Genomic DNA, 20,985 nt, shown 5'->3' with positions numbered 1-20,985 from the left:
CGACCGCTGGACGTGCCGGACTACACAGCACCGCCCACCCTGCGGCGTCTTTATAGAATAGAAATAACCGCCGCCCACACAGAAACACAGCAACGCACAGCCCAAAGCCATCGCTCAAACCGGTACAGGCAGCTCAAATTCACACCTCAAGCCTAAAAACAGCCCAAAACAAAAGTCACTGAAACGCGTCCAGCCCCATAAACGCTAGAACCGAAAACGCCCCAATGGGCCAGCTCAGTTTTCTCGCTCACCTTACGGGTTTCCACTTATTGTTATATTGTCGACAATAGGTAAATCTTACGTTATTCAATATAGGCCGCGGCCGAGGAGACGCTATGGAACAGCAGAAATCCGGATTTCTTTCTGGCCCGGAGGTATGGAGCGGCGCCAGTTTGCGCGGCAGCGAACAATGGATCAGCCACCTGAGCCCCGCCGAAATTGATGAAATCGATGCAGCTGTAAAGCACGTGAAAACCATGGGTGTGGAACTGACAAGCCTCACGCGCGACGATTTCCCCATGCCTTTGATGGCGCGCCGCCTCGACGCGGTGCGCAACGACCTCGAGGGCGGCAGGGGGTTCGCCCTGTTGCGCGGCTTGCCCGTCGAGCACTACTCGCTGGAAGACAGCCGTATTCTTTTCTGGGGCTTGTCGGTTCATCTTGGAGAGCCTCAAGAACAGGATCGTGCGGGCAATCGCTTGCACAGCGTGACCAACACAGGGCTGCGAGTCGAAAAGAATAATTCGGTCCGAAGCTATCAAACAGACGATGAGCTGACCTTTCACAACGATGGCGGGGATGCCTTCATGCTGCTCTGCCTGAGGCCGGCAAAATCAGGGGGGATAAGCAAACTGGTGAGCGTCGCCCATTTATACAATGAAGTGCTACGTCGCCGTCCCGATCTCATTGAGGTACTGCAGCAGCCCTTCCATTTCGATACGCGTGGCCAGCATCGCGGCGGCCTGAAGGTCCAGTCCGTGCCCATTTTCAATTTCTTCGCGGGGCGGCTCAGCATTCTTTATAAGAGGCGTTATTTGCGCACGGCCCAGGAATTTCCCGAGGTTCCGCGCCTGACTCCGGCGCAGCAGGACTCCATCGATCTGATTGAATCTCTCTGTATCGATCCCGAGGTGCAGCTATCGTTCTACATGCAGGCCGGCGATATCCAGTTGGCCAGCAACTACGCGGTGCTGCATGCGCGCGCCAAATACCAGGATGACGACGATCCCGCGCGGCGCCGCCATCTCCTGCGGGCCTGGCTCACACTGCCCAACGGACGCCCGCTGCCGCCTGTTTTCGCACAGACGCGCGAATTCAGCACCTCGTATGCCAGACGGCACGGCGAACCCGCTGATGCCCATGCCTGAATTAACCGCCCGATGCCGTTGAAATCGATCTATCCCGGGTTCGATGGCAACGGCGTCTCATTACCATGAATTCATCGTCCGTGTATAGGGCGAATGAAAGGGGAGATGCTTCAATGATTCAGAGACTGATTGCAGCCATCGGCTTGGCCGCCTGTATGGCATTGGCCCACGGAGCAAGCGTGTATCCCGACCGGCCGATTCGCTTGATCGTGCCCTATACGCCTGGCGGCAACACCGATCTGCTGGGCCGCATGATTGCGCAGAGGCTCGGCGAATCCACCGGCCAGACGGTAGTGGTGGAGAATCGCCCGGGGGCCGCAGGCACCATTGGAGTCGACGCGGTTGCAAAAGCCAAGCCTGATGGCTACACGATGGTGCTCGCCAGCTTTGGCAATATCCTTACCGCGGCCGCCTGGTACAAAACCCTGCCGTACGATCCGGTAGCCGACCTGGCACCCGTCGCCCTGCTCGCGACGCCGCAGACTGTCCTGGTGGCCAACCCCAAGTTGCCTTTCAATGATGTGAAAGGCCTGATCGCCTATGCCAAGGCGAATCCCGGCAAGCTGAACTATGGATCTTCAGGCAGCGGGTCGTCAAACCATCTGTTCGGAGCATTGTTCGCGTCGATGGCCCATATCGACATGACGCACGTGCCATACAAAGGCAGTGGGCCCGCGATCAATGATGTCATGGCGGGTACGATTCAGCTGTCGTTTGCGCCATTTCCATTAGTCATTGGGCAGATCGCTACGGGCAGGCTCAAGGCACTTGCGGTGACGGGCGCCACGCGCCATCCCCTGTTGCCGCATACGCCGACCGTGGCCGAAGCGGGAGTGCCTGGCTACGAGGCGCTGGGTTGGTTCGCCTTGATGGTGCCGGCCGGCACTCCCAAGCCGCTCATCGACCGGCTCAATGTCGAGGTCAATCGCATTCTCAAATTACCTGAAGTCAAGGCCAGCCTGGCGCAGGAAGGGGCCGAGCCAGTTGGCGGTACGCCCGAAGCAGCGCGCCGTTCAATCACCGAAGGGGTGAAGAAATGGGGCGGCCTGGTCAATAAACTGGGAATCACGCCTTAACGCGCCATGATGTCAGATGAGCTTTCCATCCCTGCAGTGTCTTTTGCGAGAAGTATGAACCCGCCCCTTGCCGCCGGCCCAGACCATCTTGTCATTCGCCGTATCGAAGCGATTCCCTATGTGATTCCTTTGGCGAGGCCCATTGCCTGGGCCCGTGGAATGATGACGGACGTCGACAATGTGCTGGTACGCGTCACGTTGTCGGATGGCACCCAGGGCATTGCCGATGCGCCGTCGCGGCCGACCATACTGGGCGACACGCAGAAATCGATTGTGGCCATCATCGACGACCACTTCACGCCACGGTTGATAGGGATCGACGCTTTCGATCTCGATGCGATATGGAACATACTTGGGAGCTTCGGCGGCAATCAGGTCGCGAAAGCGGCGATCGACATGGCGGTTCACGACGCGCAGGCGAAGAGTCTGGGTATAAGCTGCGCCCGATTGCTTGGCGCCATTCACCGGCCGCTGCCGGTCAGTTGGCGCCTGCGCATGGCGTCTGAAACGGACATGCTGCGCGATGCCGATGAAATGATGGGCAAATACGGTTTTCGCGCATTGAAGGTGAAGGGTTCCCACGAATACCGGAACGATATCGCCTTCCTGCGCAAGCTGCGCCGGCTGTGTGGCGATACCGTTTCTATCTCGATAGACTTCAATCAGTCCTTGACCGCGCACATGCTGCTCCGGGCGTTGCCTGCCCTGGAAGAGATCGACATAGCGCTGATCGAAGAACCGCTGGCAGCCAGGGATGCCGCGGGCAAGAGCCTGTGCGCCGGGCGTACGAGTATTCCGATCAGCGGCGACGACAGCTGCTTCAGCCCGGACGATGTGTTGCATGAGCTCAAGCTTGGCGCCATTCGCGCGGTAGTTCTCAAGGTTGCCCGCAATGGCTATCGGCAGGCGCGCGACATCGTCGCGCTGTGCAGGGGCTTTCACCTTCCGCTGCATAGCGGCAGCCAGGGCGATATGCACATCACGGCCTGTGCGGCGGCGCAATTCGCATGTTCTTATCCTTCAGAGCACGAACATGAATTCAGTACGTTTCTGGATGCTTGCGACCACATTTGCGATCGCGACCTCGTTATCAGCGAAGGGTGCCTGACACTGCCCGATGGTCCGGGCATCGGCTTGATCGTCGATGAAGCCAAGCTGGCAATTTATCGGATCGATCGCTGATGTTATTGTGCATTGCCCCTTTCAACTCTTTTACCTCCGGATCATGACGTCACATTCCGCTTCTTCCTCTTTGCCACACGAGCGAGTGCAGCCCCAGTCCCTGGTCGATCAGATCGCCTCGCGCTTGGCCAATGATATTGTGACGGGCGTCTACAGCCCCGGCGAACGCCTCAAGGAACAGGAAATCGCGCTGCGTTTTGGCACCAGCCGGGCGCCACTTAGAGAAGCATTCCGGGTACTTGAGCGCGAAGGCCTGATTGAAATTTTTCCATGGCGCGGCGTATGCGTGATCCGGCACTCTTTGGAAGAGATCCGCGAATTGTTCGAGATTCGCGCCGATCTGTTGGCTATCTGTGTGCAGAGGATCACTGAAGACGGCTCGCCCGAGAAGATTGCGGCGGTGAGCGAGGAAATCGGCAAGCTGATTGAACTGACCGAGGCGGGGAGGGACGAGCGTGCCTACAAGCAGCAGACGGCGACCATCAGCACATTGACATCGAGTTTGGCGGGCAACCGGTATTTGCACGCGATGGTGACGGACTTTCGGCAGAAGCTGCTTTGGTACTACTGCTTCCTGGGCCAGTCGACCGTCGAACGTCGACGCGAGTCGAATCGACTATGGCAGGCGATGCTGGAGGCCATGCAGCGTGGCGATGCCTGGGCGGCAGCGAAGGCCGCCAGGCAGGTCACGCTGTCCACTGCGCAGTTCGCACTGCAGATTGCCGAGGCCGCCGAAAAACTTAAAGAAACCTAGCCGGCATCTGCTTTCACGAAAGAGTTATGGGCTTGCAATCCACAGACCGGCCTGGTCTGGACAGAACGAGGAGACAAACATGAAAATATCGAGTGCATTTGTGTTTTCAGCGGCATGCCTGGTGGTCGGTTCGGCAAACGCCGCCGATTGGCCTCGCCAGCCGATTCATATCGTGGTGCCATATCCGGCCGGTGGCGCGGTCGATATCATCATGCGTACGGTGGGCGCGAGCATCTCGAAGACATTGGCCCAGCCTGTGGTGGTGGAAAATCGCCCGGGAGCCAGTTCGAATATCGGGGCGGCAGTGGTGGCACGGGCGGCGCCTGATGGCTACACAGTGCTTGCGACCAGCCAATGGCTGACGCTTAATCCGCTCGTCGAAAAAAACCTGAGCTGGCGTGAAGAAGATCTGGCGCCGGTGGCACGACTCGCAAAATCGCCAAACTATCTGGTGACGGCATTCGATTCTCCGGCCAAGACCCTCCAGAGCTATGTGCAAATGGCGCATGAGAAACCGGGCATGTTCTATGGCAGCACGGGAGTTGGATCGACCCAGGAATTGGTCATGAGCCTGCTGACTTCCGCGACTGGAATCAGCCTGACGCCGATTCTGTACAAAGGGGCGCCGCCGATCCTCATCGATCTGATCAGTAACCGTCTGTCCATTGCCGCGGTAGCGGCGACCAACGTGGCGTCCCATACTCAGAGCAAGCAGTTGCGGCTGCTCGCCAGCAGCAGTGATATACGCTCACCCAAGCATCCAGAGGTGCCCACGCTGATGGAAATGGGCTATTCGAAGGTCGATGTTTCGTCATGGTACGGCTTGCAGGTGCCACGGAAGACTCCACCGGCAATCATTGCAAGACTCGAGCAAAGTGTGCGCGAGGCCATGTCCGATCCTACTGTCATCCATCATTTGACACAGTTGGACTCTCGGCCGGCCTACCTGGGCGCCAAGGACTTTGCTTCCTTTCTCGCCCAGGAACACACGCGCTGGGCACCCGTGGTCCAGAGTCCGACAGGTAAACAATAAGGTTGATCAAATATGGGAAACATTGAATCGATGTCTCAGGATGTCATTGCCATTGCGCGAGCGGGTGGCCCGGAGGTATTGACCATGGCGCGGCGCGACCGGCCGCAACCGGCCTCCGGCCAGGTATTGATTCGCGTGCATTCCGCTGGCATCAACCGGCATGACTGCGGCCAGCGTTCAAGGGGGCCCAATACGCATGAGTCGGACATCCCGGGTCTGGAGGTATCAGGCCATATCGAATCGGTGGGTGGCGACGTCCGCGGTATTGAAGTTGGCTCACCGGTTTGCGCCTTGGTCGACGGCGGCGGGTATGCCCAATATGCGATCGCCGATGCGGCCAATGTATTCCCGGTTCCCGCCCATCTATCCTTGCGCGAAGCGGCCAGCGTGCCCGAGGCGGCCTTCACTTCCTGGTACAACTTCTTTTCGGTTGGCGCGATGCAGCCGGGTGAAACCGCGTTGATTCATGGCGGGACCAGCGGTGTGGGAGTGTTTGCGATCCAGTTGCTGCGAGCTCTGGGGCACGCGGTCTACACGACTTGCGGCAGCGATGAGAAAGTGGCGTTTGCCCGTTCGCTGGGCGCGAACGATGCGTTCAACTATCGGACGGATGACTTCGCGAAACGCATGGCCGAAGCGGGTATCGGGGTCGACGTGGTACTCGATATGTCGGGCGGGCGTTACATCGATCAAAACTTGGCGGTGCTGGCGTACGGCGGCAGGATCGTTCATTTGTCACAGGGCCCGGGCGGCCCTCTTCCGGTGCCTCTGCGAGCAGTGATGCAGAAGGAGGCGCGCATTACGGGGTCGTTGATGCGGCCGCTGGCGCCGGCCAGAAAGAGAAAGGTCGCTGAGGCGCTCAAGGAGCACGTCTGGCCCTTGCTGGGTGAGGCCATCCGACCGGTGATCAGTGAGGTCTACCCGCTTGCCGAGGCGCATAGCGCGCATCGCCGCCTGGAGCAAGGCGACAATATCGGCAAATTGCTGCTTGCTGTCGAATCCATTGCGCAGTGAGGTACAGCAGGAGCGGGCCTTTGTGCCCGCTCTTGGCCAATTCAATGGCCACTGGCGTCTCGGGCGCCCACAAAGGGGCGCCCCCTAGAGATCGGAGAGTCTGCTATTTTGACTCGCGGTGATAGCGCTGCACGCGTTCTACCTCGGCCTTGGATCCAAGGATCACGCCTATGCGCTGATGCAGGGCTGACGGTTTGGCCTCCAGAATGCGCTCGGCGCCGTCGATGGCGGCACCGCCCGCCTGTTCGATGATAAAGCTCATGGGATTGGCTTCGTACATTAGCCTGAGTTTGCCGGCCTTGCCCGACGGGCGCTGGTCGCGCGGGTACATGAATATGCCGCCGCGGGTCAGGATGCGATGCACGTCGGCCACCATCGAGGCGATCCAGCGCATGTTGTAGTCTTTGCCCAGAGGGCCGTCTTTTCCAGCCAGGCAATCGTCGATATAGCGTTTTACCGGAGCTTCCCAATGACGCATATTGGACATATTGATGGCAAATTCGGAAGTTTGCTCGGGGATGGTGATGCTTTCGCTGGTCAGTACCCATGAGCCCATTTCGCGATCCAGGGTAAAGCCGACGACACCCGTGCCGACGGTCAGCACCAGCGAACTTTGGGGGCCGTATACGGCATAGCCTGCGGCAACCTGTTCAGTGCCGGCCTGCAAGAAATCTTCTTCGTCGACCTCGCGTCCGGAAGCATGATGGGGCGCGCGCAATACCGAAAAAATAGTGCCGATCGATACATTGACGTCGATATTCGAAGAGCCATCCAGGGGATCGAACAGCAGAAGGTATTCGCCTTTGGGATAACGATTAGGAATCCGGTGGATGGTTTCCATTTCTTCGGAAGCCATGGCGGCAAGGTGCCCGCCCCATTCATTGGCTTCCAGCAGGATTTCGTTCGATAGCACATCGAGCTTTTTCTGGACTTCACCTTGAACATTTTCGGTTTCCAGGCTGCCCAATACGCCGCCCAGCGCGCCTTTGCCCACGGCGTGTCCGATGGCCTTGCAGGCTCGGGCAACGGTTTCGATCAGCAGGCGCACTTCAGCCGAGACGGCCTGTTTTTTGCGTTGTTGTTCAACCAGGTATTGCGTTAGGGTTTTGCGTTTCAAGATGGGCTCCCGAGATTAGATTTTTAAGGCTTTGGATACGATTTCGCCAACATTGCTCGACAGGGTGGCTTGCCCTTGTATATGTTCGAGCGCCTGTTTGATTGCGCTGCGGCTGGCCGGAACGAAGCGGGCCCAGTTATCGAAAGCGCGTGCCAGGCGTGCCGCGATTTCAGGGTTGATCTGGTCCAGGGCAATGACCTGCTCGGCCCAGAAGGCGTAGCCTTCCGGGGTGTGAACACCTTGCAGATTATTCATGCAAAACTGGAAAATCAGCGAGCGGGCCCGGTTGGGGTTGCGCAAGGTAAAAGCCGGATGCAACATCAGGGCACGTATGGTGTCTACCGTGGTGCTTGGAGCCGCGGCCTGCAATGCAAACCAGCGATCCACAACCAGCGGTTCCTGTTGCCACTGTTCGTAAAAATGGCTCAGGGCCTGCGAACCCGCGGGGGTATCGGAAAAGTTGACCAGGGCCGACAGGCCCCCCATGCGGTCGGTCATGTTCTTGGCGTCGTAATATTGTTTGAGCGCCAGCGTTGCCGCCTGGGGGTGGGCACCTGCCATAAGATAGGACAACGAGAGGTTTTTCAAGGCCCTTCGGCCCGCCGACAACGCATCGGGGCGATAGTCGCCGGCTGGGGTGGTGGCCTGGTGATAGGCATTTAGCCATAATGGCCCCAAGGTGGAGCCCAGTACGCTGCGCAGCTCTGTCCGCGCGGTGGTTACCGCGGCTGGATCCATAGGTGTGGTTTTTTCCAGCAGGATTTTTTCGGCTGGCAAGGTCAATGCCCATGCGCGATAGGCGGGGGTCAGCTGTGGGTCTTCCAACAGGGCGCGCCAGGTTTCGATGAAGTCGGGATGCACGGTCAGCGGCTGTTTGGCCTGGCAGGCCTGGACCATTTCCAGCAGTTGGCGGCTTGCCAATTCCTGGCCGGCTTCCCAGCGCGCAAACGGATCGGTATCGTGCTGCGCGAGCAGGGCAAGCTCGGCATTTGAACGCTGGTATTCGACAATTACCGGCGCTGAAAAATTTCGCAGCAATGAAGGGATGGGCGCTTCAGGAAGCTTATCGAAAACCCAGGTTTGCTGTTCGGCGCACAATTCAAGCAGTATTGTGTCGTGCGTGTGGCCTTGATGATGGATGGGGAGCGGCTTGCCTGCCTGGTCGAGCAAGCCCAGCGCGAATGGAATGTGCAAAGGCGGCTTGACTTGCGGCGGAGTAAGAAGCTTTTCGATGCCTACCGGATCGCAGTGCTGGCTCAGGGTAATGGAGCAGGACTGCTTTTGCTGGTCGTAGTGGAGTTCTACTTTGACGCGCGGCGTACCGGCCTGCGAATACCAGCGTCGAAATATATCGAGGTTTTTGCCAGGGTTCTGCCGGACATAGACTGATTCCATGGCATTGACGAAATCGTCGCACGTAACGGCGGCCCCGTCATGGCGCCGAAAATATTCGTCCATCCCGGCCCTGAATCCGGCTTCGCCCAGCAGCGTGTGCTGCATGCGGATGACTTCAGCGCCTTTTTCGTACACGGTAGCCGTGTAGAAATTGCCGATTTCCTGATAGCTCTCGGGGCGTATGGGATGCGCCATGGGGCCGGCATCCTCGGGAAATTGGGCGACCCTGAGCGTGCTGACGTCGTCGATGCGGTTCACGGCGCGCGCGCTCCTGGCCTCGGCGGGAGCAAGGCCCTGGGACATCATGTCGGCCGAGAATTCCTGGTCGCGAAATACAGTCAACCCTTCTTTCAGGGAAAGCTGGAACCAGTCGCGGCAGGTGACGCGATTACCGGTCCAGTTATGGAAATATTCATGCCCGATGACGGATTCGATAGCCTGGTAGCTGCTGTCGGTGGCCGTGTCCGGGTCGGCCAGCACGTAGGCGGAATTGAAAATATTCAGGCCCTTGTTTTCCATGGCGCCCATATTGAAGTCGCGCGCGGCGACCACCATGAACCGGTCGAGGTCGAGTTCCAGGCCGAAGCGCTGCTCGTCCCATTTGACCGCATGGACCAGTGAGTTGAGCGCCCACTCGGTCTTGGAATGTGAATCGAGATCGCTGTAGACCTGCAGCAGGGCCTGGCGCCCGCTGCGTGTCTGGACGGTTTGCTCTCTGCAACTGAAATGGCCGGCCACCAGGGCAAACAGGTAGCACGGCTTGGGGTGGGGGTCTTCCCAGACGGCAGTGTGCCGGTTATCGGCAAGATCGCTGGTTTCCAGCAGGTTTCCGTTGGAAAGCAGCAGGGGATACAGGGTCTTATCGGCGCATAGCGTTACCCGATAGCGCGACATGACGTCGGGGCGGTCGGGGAACCATACTATGCTTCTGAACCCTTCGGCTTCGCATTGGGTAAACAGGCTATTGCCCGACAGATACAAGCCCATCAGCGTGGAGTTTTCGGCGGGCTTGCACAGACTTACCACATCGACGACAAAAACAGCCGTCGTCGGGAACAGGGTGAGCGATTTTTCGTCAAGGCGGTATTGGTCGGGACGTAGTGCCTGGCCGTCGATGGCCACCGACTCCATCTGTATGTTTTCCCCGTTCAGGACCAGGGGCAGATTGCTTTCCGTGGCGCGTTCCAGATGCAGGCGTGCGCTCACACGGGTCTGCTCGGCATCGAGATCGAAATGCAGTTCTACATTGGGCAGGCGGTATGGATAGGCCTGATAATCGAGGCGGGCAACAGTGGAAGCAATATTGGTATGCATGGCGCAGGCCTGAAAGTATTTTCAATACGCCGTATTGTAGTGTGTGCGGGAGCCGCTGTTTTGATGGGCGTGTGCAACCTTTTTCCGCGGTTCATTGTCTTATCGTATATAAATGGCATTATGCTGTTTTAATGATAGGCGGAGGGTTTTTCTTGCATGGCGGGACATGCATGATTTTCCAGAAGGCACAATGAGGTGAGTATTATGTTGCAGAAAATGACCGAGGGCTGGTTTGCCTCATGGCGACGCTGGGCGCTGCTGTCGTGCACGCTGTTGCTGGCGGGCTGCGCGTCGACCATATCGGCTCGAGTCACGTCGTACCAGCAATGGCCGGCCGGAGTTGCCGGGCAGACGTATCGTCTTGTGCCTGGCCCGACTCAAACCAATAATCTCGAGTTCGATACCTATGCCGATATGATTCGCGCAGCGATCGGCCCTACTGGCCTGGTCGAGGCCATTAAAAACCAGCCCGCCAGATTCGATGTGACCTTCACTTATGGAAATCCAGTTACCCAGACTTGGGTGCAACAATATGCCGACCCGCCTTTTTATAATGGATTCGGACCTGGTTGGGGTGGCTATTATGGCCCCTATAACCGAGGCTGGGGAGGCGGGGTGTATTTTGGCCCGTCCATTGTTAATGTGCCGGTGCAGGTTTACAAGAATTCCCTGACTGTTTCGATCAAGGATCGTCACAATCATGGCGCCGAAGTATATCGTTCCAGTGCTGTGAATTTCAGCGGAGGAGATAATCTTTTGCCTGTAATGCCTTATTTGGCGCGTGCTGTTTTTGACGGTTTCCCGGGGAATAATGGCCAGGTGCGTGAAATCAGGTATGAAAGAAATCCGCGATAAGCAGGTTTAATCAGGAAATCAGGAAGCTTTCACGCTTTTCGCCAGCGGCTTCGGCTGCGGAAATCCAGCGAGGCGCCTTGCCTCGGCCGGTCCAGGATTCGCCAGTTTGAGGATGGCGGTATTTGACAGGCACGGCGCGTTTGACGGCAGGCTTGGTTTCAGACTTGCGCACAGTGGCGGTTTTGCCCGGCCCTTTATTATAGGCTGTGGCGATTTCCTGCGGTGTAATGCCATATTCGCGCATTGAACGGATAATTGATGCAATAACAGGGTTGCGGCGTTTGGCTTGAAGGTCTTGAGCCTTTTTTTGCAGCTTGGCGATTTCTTTTTCGATTTTCAACTTGAGGGTAGAGTAAGTATCTTGTGCCATTGTGCATTCCTGATGAATATGTATGATTACCGTATTTAGGTCAAGAAAACCTGCCGTCTGATATTGTCTGCTTACAAATATCCATGGCCGCGTTATTGCCGATTGCCGTACATAATGAATTTGGGTGCTTGCTGCTGCACATATTGGCTGGCTGCAACTGGAGTTTTGGCGATTTCTTGCAGATGCCTGATTATCGGCGTTGTTAACGCAGGTATTGATGTTTGCGATTGAAATAATAACATCAACTTTTAATGTTTATCCATCGTTGCTGATTAATTTTCTGAATGGCCTGGAGTATTGCATACAAGCTTTGCTATTTTGAAAATCAGAAACTGATATATATTTTATGGCGATAGAAAATCATCATGACCGCAAAAAACTTTCGTGTCGCGGCTATTCAAACCGTTTCGACCACCGACCTGACCGAAAACTTGAAACAGGCCGCCGATTTGATTGGGCAGGCGGCGCGCGCGGGAGCCGAATTAATCACTTTGCCTGAGTATTTTTGTTTAATGGGCCGCCATGATCGCGATAAACTCGATCTGCGTGAAGCTTTGGGGCAAGGCCCCATACAGGATTTCCTCAAGGCGCAGGCCTTGCAGCATGGTATTTGGCTGGTTGGCGGCACGCTACCCCTGGAAAGCCCGGATAATCAACGCATTTATAATACCAGCCTGGTTTTCGATCCGACCGGCGCCCGCATCGGACGCTACGACAAAATCCATTTGTTCGGTTTCAGGAAGGGCGGCGAATCCTACGACGAATCTGTTTCGATTCGGCCCGGCGAAAATACCCCTCAATTATTCGACGCTCCCTGCGGCAAGGTCGGCCTGTCGATTTGTTACGATTTGCGTTTCCCCGAGCTTTATCGGGCCCTGGGCGAAGTCAGCCTGATTATTGTGCCCTCGGCATTTACCTACACCACCGGCTCCGCCCATTGGGAAATTCTGCTGCGTGCCCGCGCCATTGAAAATCAATGTTACGTCCTGGCGGCTGCACAAGGCGGCAAGCATGAAAATGGTCGCCGCACCTGGGGGCATTCTGTTCTAATTGACCCGTGGGGCGATATAGTCGACGAATGCCCCGAAGGGCTTGGTTTCGCAATAGGCGCCGTAGATCAACAACGCCTGGCCGATGTGCGTGAAGCTTTGCCCGCCTTGAAACATCGTACGATGTAATCCTTGTTTAATTATGGTAGCGCCACTTGTCATGAAACTTTCCGACCCTACGATTAATGCATTGGCCACGGCCAAATCCGTCCTGCTCGACCCCTGGGGCTTGAGCGAAGCGGATATGGCACGTGCCCTGGGCGAAATCTTTACGCATAAAGTCGACTATGCCGATCTGTATTTTCAATATACGCGCAGCGAAGGCTGGAGCCTCGAAGAGGGCATAGTCAAAACGGGCAGTTTTTCCATCGGCCAGGGCGTGGGGGTGCGCGCCATCAGTGGCGAGAAAACCGCTTTCGCGTATTCCGATACTTTGTCCGCCGAAGCATTGTTGTCTTCCGCCCGAACCGTGCGCAGCATAGGCCGGCAAGGGGCCGGGCGCCAAAAGGTCGTCACCGGGCAGGCTCGGGTCAACCACGATTTATACCCTGCGATCGATCCCTTGAATACTCTGTCGGCGCCCGACAAAGTGGCTTTGCTCGAGCGCGTCGAAGCCATGGCGCGCGCCGCCGACCCGCATATTATCCAGGTCATGGCCGGCCTGGGCGCCGAATACGATGTGATCCTGGTCGCGGGCAGCGACGGCCGTCTGGTTGCCGACGTGCGCCCCCTGGTGCGGCTTTCTCTTACGGTGATTGCCGAGCGTGGCGGCCGGCGCGAAATGGGGCACGGCGGCGGAGGCGGGCGTACCGGCCTGGCCTATTTCTCCGACGAAATTCTGCGCTCCTACGTCAAGCGCGCAACCCACGAGGCCCTGATCAATCTCGAGGCGCGGCCGGCGCCTGCCGGCGAAATGACAGTGGTGCTGGGTTCGGGTTGGCCCGGTATTTTGCTGCACGAAGCGGTGGGGCACGGCCTGGAGGGCGATTTCAATCGCAAGGGCTCAAGCATTTTTGCCGGCCGCATGGGCGAACGGGTGGCCTCCAAAGGGGTTACTGTGGTCGATGACGGAACCCTGGCCGATCGCCGCGGGTCGCTCAATGTCGACGACGAAGGCAACCCCACCCAGCGCAATGTGCTGATTGAGGACGGCATTTTGCGTGGCTATATGCAAGACTCCATGAATGCACGCCTGATGAAAACGGCAGTTACCGGCAATGGCCGGCGTGAGTCGTTTGCGCATTTGCCCATGCCGCGCATGACCAATACCTATATGCTGGCAGGCAAGGAAGATCCGGCCGGAATTATCGCCTCGGTTAAAAAAGGCCTCTACGCGGTCAATTTTGGCGGTGGCCAGGTCGACATCACCAGCGGCAAGTTTGTTTTTTCGGCGTCCGAGGCCTATGTGATCGAAAACGGCAAAATAAGCTATCCGGTCAAGGGAGCCACCCTGATAGGCAACGGGCCCGACGCCATGAACCGGGTGAGCATGATAGGCAACGATTTGCAACTGGATTCCGGTGTCGGAACCTGCGGCAAAGAGGGGCAAAGCGTTCCTGTTGGAGTTGGGATGCCAACGGTGCGCATGGATGGCCTGACGGTCGGCGGCACTGCCTGAGCCCGGTTTTTTTGCACAGAGTCGCAAATTGCCATTGATTTTATTTGGCATGCCGCCGACTCTGTGCTAGGATTTACAACCATGCACTGCGCAAGCCAATTTTTCTTTTATTTTTATACCTTTCCAAGACCGCTGGTGGAGGAAGGGAAGCGTAGTACGCAGTAAAAAAACCAAATTCCCAAAAAGCCGCCAGCTTAGCTAGGCGGCTTTTTTTGTACCGCTTGCCGAGATGGACATTACCCTGGAGCTGATCCGTGTTACACAATACCGACGATTTACGTATTCGAGAAATTAAAGAGTTGAGCCCGCCCGCTCACGTCATGCGCGAATTTACGTGTACGACCAAGATTTCGAATACGGTGTACCAGGCTCGCCATGCCCTGCACAATATTCTGCAGGGCGCCGATGATCGCCTGGCAGTGGTAATAGGGCCATGCTCGATTCATTACCCGGAGGCCGCGCTGGAATATGCCAAGCGCCTCCAGAAGCAACGCGAGCGCTTCAAGGGCGAGCTTGAAATCATCATGCGGGTTTATTTCGAAAAACCCCGCACTACGGTTGGCTGGAAGGGGCTGATCAACGATCCCATGCTGGATGGCAGTTTCAACATCAATCAGGGTTTGCGCACGGCGCGCGAGCTGCTTATCAATGTCAATGATCTTGGCCTGCCCGCGGGCTGCGAGTTCCTTGACATGATCACCCCGCAGTACATTGCCGACCTGGTGTCCTGGGGAGCTATCGGTGCGCGTACCACTGAAAGCCAGGTGCATCGCGAGCTTGCCTCGGGCCTGTCGTGTCCGGTAGGTTTTAAAAATGGCACCGATGGCAATGTGAAAATCGCCGTTGACGCGATCAAGGCGGCGTCTCAGCCGCATCATTTCCTGTCGGTTACCAAGGGGGGCCATTCGGCGATTGTGTCTACGGTTGGCAATGAAGACTGCCACGCAATCCTGCGAGGCGGGAAAGTGCCTAATTACGACGCCGACAATGTCGAGCAGGCATGCCAGATTCTCTCCAAATCGGGCTTGCGCGCCCGGCTGATGATAGACGCGAGCCACGCCAACAGTAACAAAGACTACAGAAATCAGCCTGCGGTAATTGAAAATATCGCACAGCAGATGGAAAGTGGCGACGAGCGCATTTTCGGCGTCATGGTTGAAAGCCATCTGGTCGGAGGGCGGCAGGACCTCGTCGAAGGCCAGCCTCTTGTGTACGGTCAAAGCATTACCGACGGATGCATCGACTGGGATACCTCGGTGCAGGTTATGGAGCGTCTGGCGCAGGCGGTCAGGCATCGTCGAGAAGTTGCCGCTCAGGCTTCCGCGGTCAGCTAATGGTTGAATGTTGTATCGTAGCTAAATTACTTCCGGAGTTGATCGATGAATGCCCCAGTTTTTCTCGAGAGTGCCCGACGCCCGATTCCGGCAGGTTTTCTGGATGCGTTAAAGGCACAGTTCAAAGAGCGTGTTTCCACCGCTCATGCCGTCTGCGAACATCACGGGCGCGACGAATCGCCGTATCCACCCATGCTGCCCGATGCCGTGGTGTTTGCGTCCAGTACCGACGAGGTCGCCTGGGTGGCCCGGCTCTGCCATCAGCACAAGGTGCCCCTGATTCCCTATGGCGCCGGTTCCTCGATTGAGGGGCATCTATTGGCTGTACATGGTGGTATCAGCCTGGATTTGTCCGGCATGAACCAGATGGTGGCGGTCAATTCCGAAGATCTTACCGCCACCGTGCAGGCAGGGGTAACCCGCAAGCAGCTCAACGAAGAGATCCGCAACACTGGCCTGTTTTTTCCGATCGACCCCGGAGCCGATGCCAGCCTGGGAGGCATGGCCGCCACGCGCGCTTCGGGTACGAATGCGGTGCGCTACGGCACCATGCGCGAAAATGTGATGAATCTGAAAGTGGTCACCGCGGATGGGCGCATTATTGAAACCGCGAATCGCGCCAAGAAATCGTCGGCGGGCTATGACCTGACCCGGATTTTCGTAGGCAGCGAAGGTACGCTGGGCATCATTACCGAAGTAACGGTGCGCTTGTATCCGCAGCCCGAGGCCATTTCGGCCGCGATTTGCAATTTCTCCACGCTTGATGCGGCCGTGCAAAGCGTGATTGAAATCATACAGATGGGGGTTCCGGTGGCGCGGGTCGAATTCATGGATAGCGCCGCCGTCAGGGCGACGAATGCCTACAGCAAGCTCAGCTTGCAGGAATCGCCGCTCTTGCTGTTCGAATTTCATGGCAGCGCGGCGGGGGTCAAAGAACAGGCCGAGACCGTGCAAAGCATTACGCACGATAACGGCGGCATGGATTTCGAATGGGCCGAGCGCCCGGAAGACCGCAGTCGTTTGTGGACGGCCAGGCATAACGCCTACTTTGCAGGTCTGCAACTGCGGCCTGGAGCACGGGCCAGCACTACCGACGTCTGTGTGCCCATTTCACGCCTGGCCGAATGCGTGTCCGAGACCGCCAAAGAGCTGGATCAGGCAAGCTTCCCCTATATGATCGTGGGCCACGTGGGCGACGGCAATTTTCATGTGCTGATGCTGCTTGATCCCGACAGCCAGTCCGACTGGGACGAGTCCGAGCGCCTGAATCATCGCTTGGTCAGGCGGGCCATCGATATGGATGGCACCTGCACCGGCGAACACGGCATCGGCTTGCACAAAATGGAGTTCATGCTGGCTGAACACGGACAGGATGCATTGGATTTGATGCGTAGCCTGAAGCATGCCTTCGACCCCCACAACATCCTGAATCCGGGGAAAATTATTCCCATGAAGTAAGGCCGCATGTTTTCATGATTGTCTTGTTTTTTTAGTTTATGTCATGGCTGCTTACGTATCGCCCGAGTATCGACAAAAGGATGTCTTAGGGTAGTCCCGGTCATGTATTTCCGAGGCATTCGCGTTACATTTATAGCTTGAGGGAAAACTATACATGAACGATAACGCGATGCCATCGGCACAGTCGACCGGGCCGGATTTTGTGGGGCTGATGGCAAGACTTAAAACAAATATCCCGGCACACTGCATTTTGTCCAGAATCGAAGACACCCGGCCTTACGAGTGCGATGGCTTGTCGCTGTACCGGTCTCTGCCGCCGGTGGTGGTATTGCCTGAAAATGAAGAGCAGGTGATTGCCGTCATGCAGGCATGCAAGGCGCTGAATATCCCGATTGTTGCGCGCGGCGCCGGCACAGGCTTGTCAGGCGGAGCCATGCCGCATGCCCAAGGAATTCTGCTGGGCCTGTCCAAGCTCAATCAAATCAAGCGAATCGACTTGCCGTCGGCAACGGCTGTCGTGCAGCCCGGAGTGCGCAATTTGGCCATTTCCGAAGCGGCGGCGGCATACGGTTTGTATTATGCGCCCGATCCTTCCAGCCAGATTGCCTGTTCCATCGGTGGGAACATCGCCGAAAACTCGGGCGGGGTACATTGTCTGAAATATGGCCTTACTGTTCATAATGTTTTGCGGGTTCGCGTTGTCACCATCGACGGCGCCATACTCGAGCTGGGTTCGGAAGCACCCGACAGCCCAGGCCTGAATTTGCTGGCGGCTTTCATAGGTTCGGAGGGCATGCTCGGGGTGGTCACCGAGGTAACGGTCAAGCTGATTCCCAAGCCGGCATGCGCGCGAGTCATCATGGCCAGTTTTGCCAGCGTTGAAGCGGCCAGCAGGGCGGTAACCAATGTGATTGCTGCCGGAATCATTCCGGCAGGCCTCGAAATGATGGACAAGCGCGCCGTGCATATGGTCGAGCCCTTTGTAAAGGCGGGCTACGATCTCGAGGCCGCCGCTATCCTGTTATGCGAGTCGGACGGGACGGCTGCCGAGGTCGATGACGAAATCGAACGCATGGAAGCGGTTTTTCGGGATGCCGGCGCAACCCGCCTGCAGGTGTCGCGTACCGATCACGAACGCCTGACCTTCTGGGCGGGCCGGAAAAATGCATTTCCCGCGGCTGGCCGGGTTTCGCCCGACTACTACTGCATGGATGGCACGATCCCGCGCCGCCACCTGGGCCGCGTGCTCAGTGCCATCGAGCAGATGGAAGATGAATACGGTTTGCGCTGCGCCAATGTTTTTCATGCCGGCGACGGAAATCTGCATCCGCTCATCATGTTCGATTCGAACCAGCCTGCCGAGGTCGAGCGGGCCGAAAAATTCGGGGCTGAAATCCTTGAACTGTGCGTGCAGGTCGGCGGCACGGTCACCGGCGAACATGGCGTGGGCATCGAAAAAATCAATCAAATGTGTGTGCAATTCACACGCGAAGAGCTCGATGCGTTTGCGGCGGTCAAGACCGCCTTCGACCCGTATGGCTTGCTGAATCCCGAAAAAGTCATTCCGACGCTGGCGCGCTGCGCGGAGTACGGCAAGATGCATGTTCATGGCGGCGATATCCGTTTTCCCGAATTACCTCGTTTTTGAGAGTCACAAATGGAGTTTGTTTTATCGGAATTGAGCGAACAGGTCATGACCGCTCGTGCCGCGCAACGTCCCTTGCATATTCGTGGCGGCGCAAGCAAGCGGTTTTATGGCGAAGCCACCGATCTCGAAGATCTCAACAGTCATGTAGTACTCGATTTATCGGGCTACTGCGGCATTGTCAATTACCAGCCTTCCGAATTGGTCATCACGGCTCGGGCGGGAACGCTGCTGTCCGATATCGAACGGACACTCGATGAACAGAACCAGATGCTGGCATTCGAGCCGCCCCGGTTCAGCCCTGCTTCCACGCTGGGTGGGTGCGTGGCTTCCGGCCTGGCGGGCCCGCGGCGCATGGCGGCGGGCAGCCTGCGCGATTTCGTTTTGGGAGCCAAGTTGCTCGATTCATCAGGCATAGTGCTCGAGTTTGGCGGCGAGGTCATGAAAAACGTGGCCGGCTACGATGTATCGCGCCTGCTGGCAGGATCAATGGGTATTTTTGGAGCCTTGGTCGAAGTGTCCCTCAAAGTTGCGCCCAAGCCCTTCCAGGAAAGTACGGTGGTGCTTGCGTGTACGGAAACCGAAGCGCTGGAATCCTTTAATCGTTGGCGTGGCCAGCCTTTACCTATTTCCGCCACGTGCTGGCACGCAACGGGCGACGAAAAAGAAGGCCGGCTTTGGGTGCGAGTATCGGGAAGCACGCCCGCCGTCGCCAGCGGCTTGCAAAAAATCGGCGGCCAGCTTGTTGACCCGCACGAGGCGCAGGCATTCTGGAATAGCCTGCGCGATCAGACGCATTCTTTCTTTCAGGCAGTGCCGTTATGGCGCGTTGCCGTGCCTCCCCAGGTTTCGCCTTTGGGTCTTGGACCCACGCTGATTGAGTGGAATGGCGGCCAGCGCTGGTTATCGAAGGTTGCATCGGGCAACGATCTGCGCGAGCAGGTAGCCGGGCTGGGCGGGCACGCCACTGTGTTTCGCTATGATCCAGCACGGCTCGATGTTCCCGTGTTTCACCCCCTCGATGCCGGCCTGATGAGTGTGTCCCGCCGTCTGAAACAAGAACTCGATCCAATGGGTATTTTCAATCCAAAACGTCTGTTTCCCGAATTTTGAGGTTTAGCTGTGCAAACAAACTTAGCATCATGGGCGCGTGATACCGAACTGGGCAAAGAGGCCGAAGAAATTCTGCGTCGCTGCGTGCATTGCGGCTTCTGTCTGGCAACATGCCCTACGTATCAGATTCTGGGAGACGAACTCGACAGTCCCCGGGGGCGCATCTATCTGATCAAGCAAGTCCTCGAAGGCGTCGAGCCCACTGTGGCGACTCAGCAGCATCTGGATCGCTGCCTGACATGCCGCAATTGCGAAACCACCTGTCCTTCCGGGGTCGAATATGGCGCCCTGATCGATATCGGGCGCAATCTGGTCGATCAGAAGGTTGAGCGCCCCTTGGCCCAAAAGGCCACGCGTGCCGTTTTGCGCCATACACTGAATTCGCCGGTTTTCGAGCCAGCCTACAAATTGGGCCGACTGGTGCGGGGCGTGCTGCCCGAGACGCTGAAAAACAAGATTCCAGAGGCTCGCCCGGCGGGCGTGCTGCCCGATGGCTCCCGGCACGCGCGGCAGGTTCTGATGCTGGCCGGGTGTGTGCAGCCGGCCATGATGCCGACGATCGATGCAGCCACGATACGCGTCCTGGATGCGATCGGGATCGGTACCCAGGTCGTCGCGGGCGCCGGCTGCTGCGGTGCCATCAATTTTCATCTGGACGCACAAGAGGCTGCGCTGGCGCAAATGCGTGCCAACATCGATGCGTGGCTGCCCCTGCTTGATAGCGGCGCCGTCGAGGCGGTAGTCATGAATGCGTCGGGCTGCGGGGCGATGGTCAAAGAATATGCTCATCATTTGCGCTTCGATCCGCATTATGTGGTCAAGGCCTTGCGTGTCGTCGACAAAGTACGGGATATTGCCGAGCTTGTTGCGCCACACGCGGAGGCCTTGAAGCCTGCCATGCTTGGCTTGCCCGAGCGCGTTGCCTTCCATCCCCCCTGCACGCTGCAGCACTGGCAGGGCCTGCGCGGCCTGACCGAGCGCCTGCTTGCGGACCTGGGCTTCGAGCTGCATGCTTTCGCCGAATCGCATTTGTGCTGCGGGTCGGCCGGCACGTATTCCGTGACACAGCCCGAGTTGTCCAAAGCCTTGCGAGATCGCAAGCTGCAGGCCCTGGCCGCGGCCCAGCCCGATTGCATCGTTTCGTCCAATATCGGTTGTATTGGACACTTGCAAAGCGGAACGGCCACGCCTGTGCGGCATTGGGTCGAAGTCGTCGACCAGGCTCTTGCACAGGCGAAAGCCGCGGCATAGGCCGGTGCCCGATATTGGGCCGGATAAGTTTAAAATACCT

17 protein-coding genes are annotated in these 20,985 nt (G+C 57.5%); 14 read left to right on the top strand and 3 right to left on the bottom strand.

Translation table 11 applies throughout. From position 1 onward, the window contains the following. Nucleotides 1–335 precede the first annotated feature (335 nt). The 6 genes from ACYVIS_RS16185 (at nt 336) to ACYVIS_RS16160 (ending at nt 6,426) form a co-directional block, all read left to right on the top strand. Nucleotides 336–1,367: a TauD/TfdA family dioxygenase gene (locus ACYVIS_RS16185; RefSeq protein WP_460874428.1), complete on the top strand. Its 1,032-nt coding sequence runs from the start codon at nt 336–338 to the stop codon at nt 1,365–1,367. Nucleotides 1,368–1,480: 113 nt separating this feature from the next. Next, a complete protein-coding gene (locus ACYVIS_RS16180) occupies nt 1,481–2,443 on the top strand; it encodes a Bug family tripartite tricarboxylate transporter substrate binding protein (RefSeq protein ID WP_232742718.1) in 963 nt (320 codons plus the stop codon). Between the two features lie 54 nt (nt 2,444–2,497). Then, the gene (locus ACYVIS_RS16175; protein ID WP_460874427.1) at nt 2,498–3,625 is read left to right on the top strand and encodes a mandelate racemase/muconate lactonizing enzyme family protein; all 1,128 of its coding nucleotides are present in this window, start codon (nt 2,498–2,500) and stop codon (nt 3,623–3,625) included. Next, nucleotides 3,588–4,379, top strand: a complete 792-nt coding sequence (locus tag ACYVIS_RS16170; RefSeq protein ID WP_460874426.1) for a GntR family transcriptional regulator — start codon at nt 3,588–3,590, stop codon at nt 4,377–4,379. Before ACYVIS_RS16175 ends, ACYVIS_RS16170 begins: the two co-directional genes overlap by 38 nt. Before the next feature lie 79 nt (nt 4,380–4,458). Next, a complete protein-coding gene (locus tag ACYVIS_RS16165) occupies nt 4,459–5,412 on the top strand; it encodes a Bug family tripartite tricarboxylate transporter substrate binding protein (protein WP_232742721.1) in 954 nt (317 codons plus the stop codon). A gap of 12 nt (nt 5,413–5,424) precedes the next feature. Further along, on the top strand, nt 5,425–6,426 hold the full coding sequence (locus ACYVIS_RS16160; RefSeq protein WP_460874425.1) for an NAD(P)H-quinone oxidoreductase: 1,002 nt from the start codon (nt 5,425–5,427) through the stop codon (nt 6,424–6,426). A 103-nt stretch (nt 6,427–6,529) separates the two neighbouring features. Here ACYVIS_RS16160 and ACYVIS_RS16155 read toward each other — a convergent pair whose 3' ends face one another. Continuing rightward, nucleotides 6,530–7,543 (bottom strand): class 1 fructose-bisphosphatase, encoded by a 1,014-nt coding sequence (locus tag ACYVIS_RS16155; protein ID WP_460874424.1) that lies wholly within the window; start codon nt 7,541–7,543, stop codon nt 6,530–6,532. A gap of 15 nt (nt 7,544–7,558) precedes the next feature. Continuing rightward, the gene (pepN, locus tag ACYVIS_RS16150) at nt 7,559–10,252 is read right to left on the bottom strand and encodes an aminopeptidase N (RefSeq protein ID WP_232742724.1); all 2,694 of its coding nucleotides are present in this window, start codon (nt 10,250–10,252) and stop codon (nt 7,559–7,561) included. 204 nt (nt 10,253–10,456) lie between these two features. On the opposite strand from pepN, the gene ACYVIS_RS16145 reads away from it, so the two are divergent. After that, nucleotides 10,457–11,107 carry a DUF4136 domain-containing protein gene (locus ACYVIS_RS16145; RefSeq protein WP_232742725.1) on the top strand — a complete coding sequence of 217 codons (651 nt, stop codon included), beginning with the start codon at nt 10,457–10,459 and terminating at the stop codon, nt 11,105–11,107. Nucleotides 11,108–11,117: 10 nt separating this feature from the next. Here ACYVIS_RS16145 and ACYVIS_RS16140 read toward each other — a convergent pair whose 3' ends face one another. After that, a complete protein-coding gene (locus ACYVIS_RS16140) occupies nt 11,118–11,477 on the bottom strand; it encodes an H-NS histone family protein (RefSeq protein WP_232742726.1) in 360 nt (119 codons plus the stop codon). A 365-nt stretch (nt 11,478–11,842) separates the two neighbouring features. On the opposite strand from ACYVIS_RS16140, the gene ACYVIS_RS16135 reads away from it, so the two are divergent. The 7 genes from ACYVIS_RS16135 to glcF all read left to right on the top strand — a co-directional run bounded on the left by ACYVIS_RS16135 (nt 11,843) and on the right by glcF (nt 20,945). Further along, on the top strand, nt 11,843–12,655 hold the full coding sequence (locus ACYVIS_RS16135; protein WP_232742727.1) for a carbon-nitrogen hydrolase family protein: 813 nt from the start codon (nt 11,843–11,845) through the stop codon (nt 12,653–12,655). A gap of 31 nt (nt 12,656–12,686) precedes the next feature. Further along, nucleotides 12,687–14,144: a metalloprotease TldD gene (gene tldD, locus ACYVIS_RS16130; RefSeq protein WP_232742728.1), complete on the top strand. Its 1,458-nt coding sequence runs from the start codon at nt 12,687–12,689 to the stop codon at nt 14,142–14,144. Between the two features lie 254 nt (nt 14,145–14,398). Next, nucleotides 14,399–15,478, top strand: coding sequence for a 3-deoxy-7-phosphoheptulonate synthase AroG (gene aroG / locus ACYVIS_RS16125; RefSeq protein ID WP_232742729.1), 1,080 nt, complete (start codon nt 14,399–14,401; stop codon nt 15,476–15,478). Between the two features lie 45 nt (nt 15,479–15,523). After that, nucleotides 15,524–16,936: an FAD-binding oxidoreductase gene (locus tag ACYVIS_RS16120; RefSeq protein ID WP_460874423.1), complete on the top strand. Its 1,413-nt coding sequence runs from the start codon at nt 15,524–15,526 to the stop codon at nt 16,934–16,936. Between the two features lie 211 nt (nt 16,937–17,147). After that, nucleotides 17,148–18,584 (top strand): FAD-linked oxidase C-terminal domain-containing protein, encoded by a 1,437-nt coding sequence (locus ACYVIS_RS16115; protein WP_460874430.1) that lies wholly within the window; start codon nt 17,148–17,150, stop codon nt 18,582–18,584. A 9-nt stretch (nt 18,585–18,593) separates the two neighbouring features. Beyond that, entirely contained in the window at nt 18,594–19,694 is a 1,101-nt protein-coding gene (gene glcE, locus ACYVIS_RS16110; RefSeq protein ID WP_460874422.1) for a glycolate oxidase subunit GlcE, read from the top strand. Between the two features lie 9 nt (nt 19,695–19,703). Beyond that, nucleotides 19,704–20,945 (top strand): glycolate oxidase subunit GlcF, encoded by a 1,242-nt coding sequence (gene glcF, locus ACYVIS_RS16105; RefSeq protein ID WP_232742732.1) that lies wholly within the window; start codon nt 19,704–19,706, stop codon nt 20,943–20,945. The last annotated feature ends 40 nt before the right edge of the window (nt 20,946–20,985 follow it).

The sequence above is a fragment of the Paralcaligenes ginsengisoli genome, assembly GCF_054781135.1.
Note: the sequence above shows the minus strand (reverse complement) of the source record. Positions and strands in the feature narration are given on the sequence as shown.

What these genes read in the sequence shown, in the direction of transcription:
- ACYVIS_RS16185 (WP_460874428.1), top strand. Translation starts at nt 336, where the DNA reads ATGGAACAGCAGAAATCCGGATTTCTTTCTGGCCCGGAGGTATGGAGC.
- ACYVIS_RS16180 (WP_232742718.1), top strand. Translation starts at nt 1,481, where the DNA reads ATGATTCAGAGACTGATTGCAGCCATCGGCTTGGCCGCCTGTATGGCA.
- ACYVIS_RS16175 (WP_460874427.1), top strand. Translation starts at nt 2,498, where the DNA reads ATGAACCCGCCCCTTGCCGCCGGCCCAGACCATCTTGTCATTCGCCGT.
- ACYVIS_RS16170 (WP_460874426.1), top strand. Translation starts at nt 3,588, where the DNA reads ATGAAGCCAAGCTGGCAATTTATCGGATCGATCGCTGATGTTATTGTG.
- ACYVIS_RS16165 (WP_232742721.1), top strand. Translation starts at nt 4,459, where the DNA reads ATGAAAATATCGAGTGCATTTGTGTTTTCAGCGGCATGCCTGGTGGTC.
- ACYVIS_RS16160 (WP_460874425.1), top strand. Translation starts at nt 5,425, where the DNA reads ATGGGAAACATTGAATCGATGTCTCAGGATGTCATTGCCATTGCGCGA.
- pepN (WP_232742724.1), bottom strand. Translation starts at nt 10,252, where the DNA reads ATGCATACCAATATTGCTTCCACTGTTGCCCGCCTCGATTATCAGGCC.
- ACYVIS_RS16145 (WP_232742725.1), top strand. Translation starts at nt 10,457, where the DNA reads ATGTTGCAGAAAATGACCGAGGGCTGGTTTGCCTCATGGCGACGCTGG.
- ACYVIS_RS16140 (WP_232742726.1), bottom strand. Translation starts at nt 11,477, where the DNA reads ATGGCACAAGATACTTACTCTACCCTCAAGTTGAAAATCGAAAAAGAA.
- ACYVIS_RS16135 (WP_232742727.1), top strand. Translation starts at nt 11,843, where the DNA reads ATGACCGCAAAAAACTTTCGTGTCGCGGCTATTCAAACCGTTTCGACC.
- tldD (WP_232742728.1), top strand. Translation starts at nt 12,687, where the DNA reads ATGAAACTTTCCGACCCTACGATTAATGCATTGGCCACGGCCAAATCC.
- ACYVIS_RS16120 (WP_460874423.1), top strand. Translation starts at nt 15,524, where the DNA reads ATGAATGCCCCAGTTTTTCTCGAGAGTGCCCGACGCCCGATTCCGGCA.
- ACYVIS_RS16115 (WP_460874430.1), top strand. Translation starts at nt 17,148, where the DNA reads ATGGCAAGACTTAAAACAAATATCCCGGCACACTGCATTTTGTCCAGA.
- glcE (WP_460874422.1), top strand. Translation starts at nt 18,594, where the DNA reads ATGGAGTTTGTTTTATCGGAATTGAGCGAACAGGTCATGACCGCTCGT.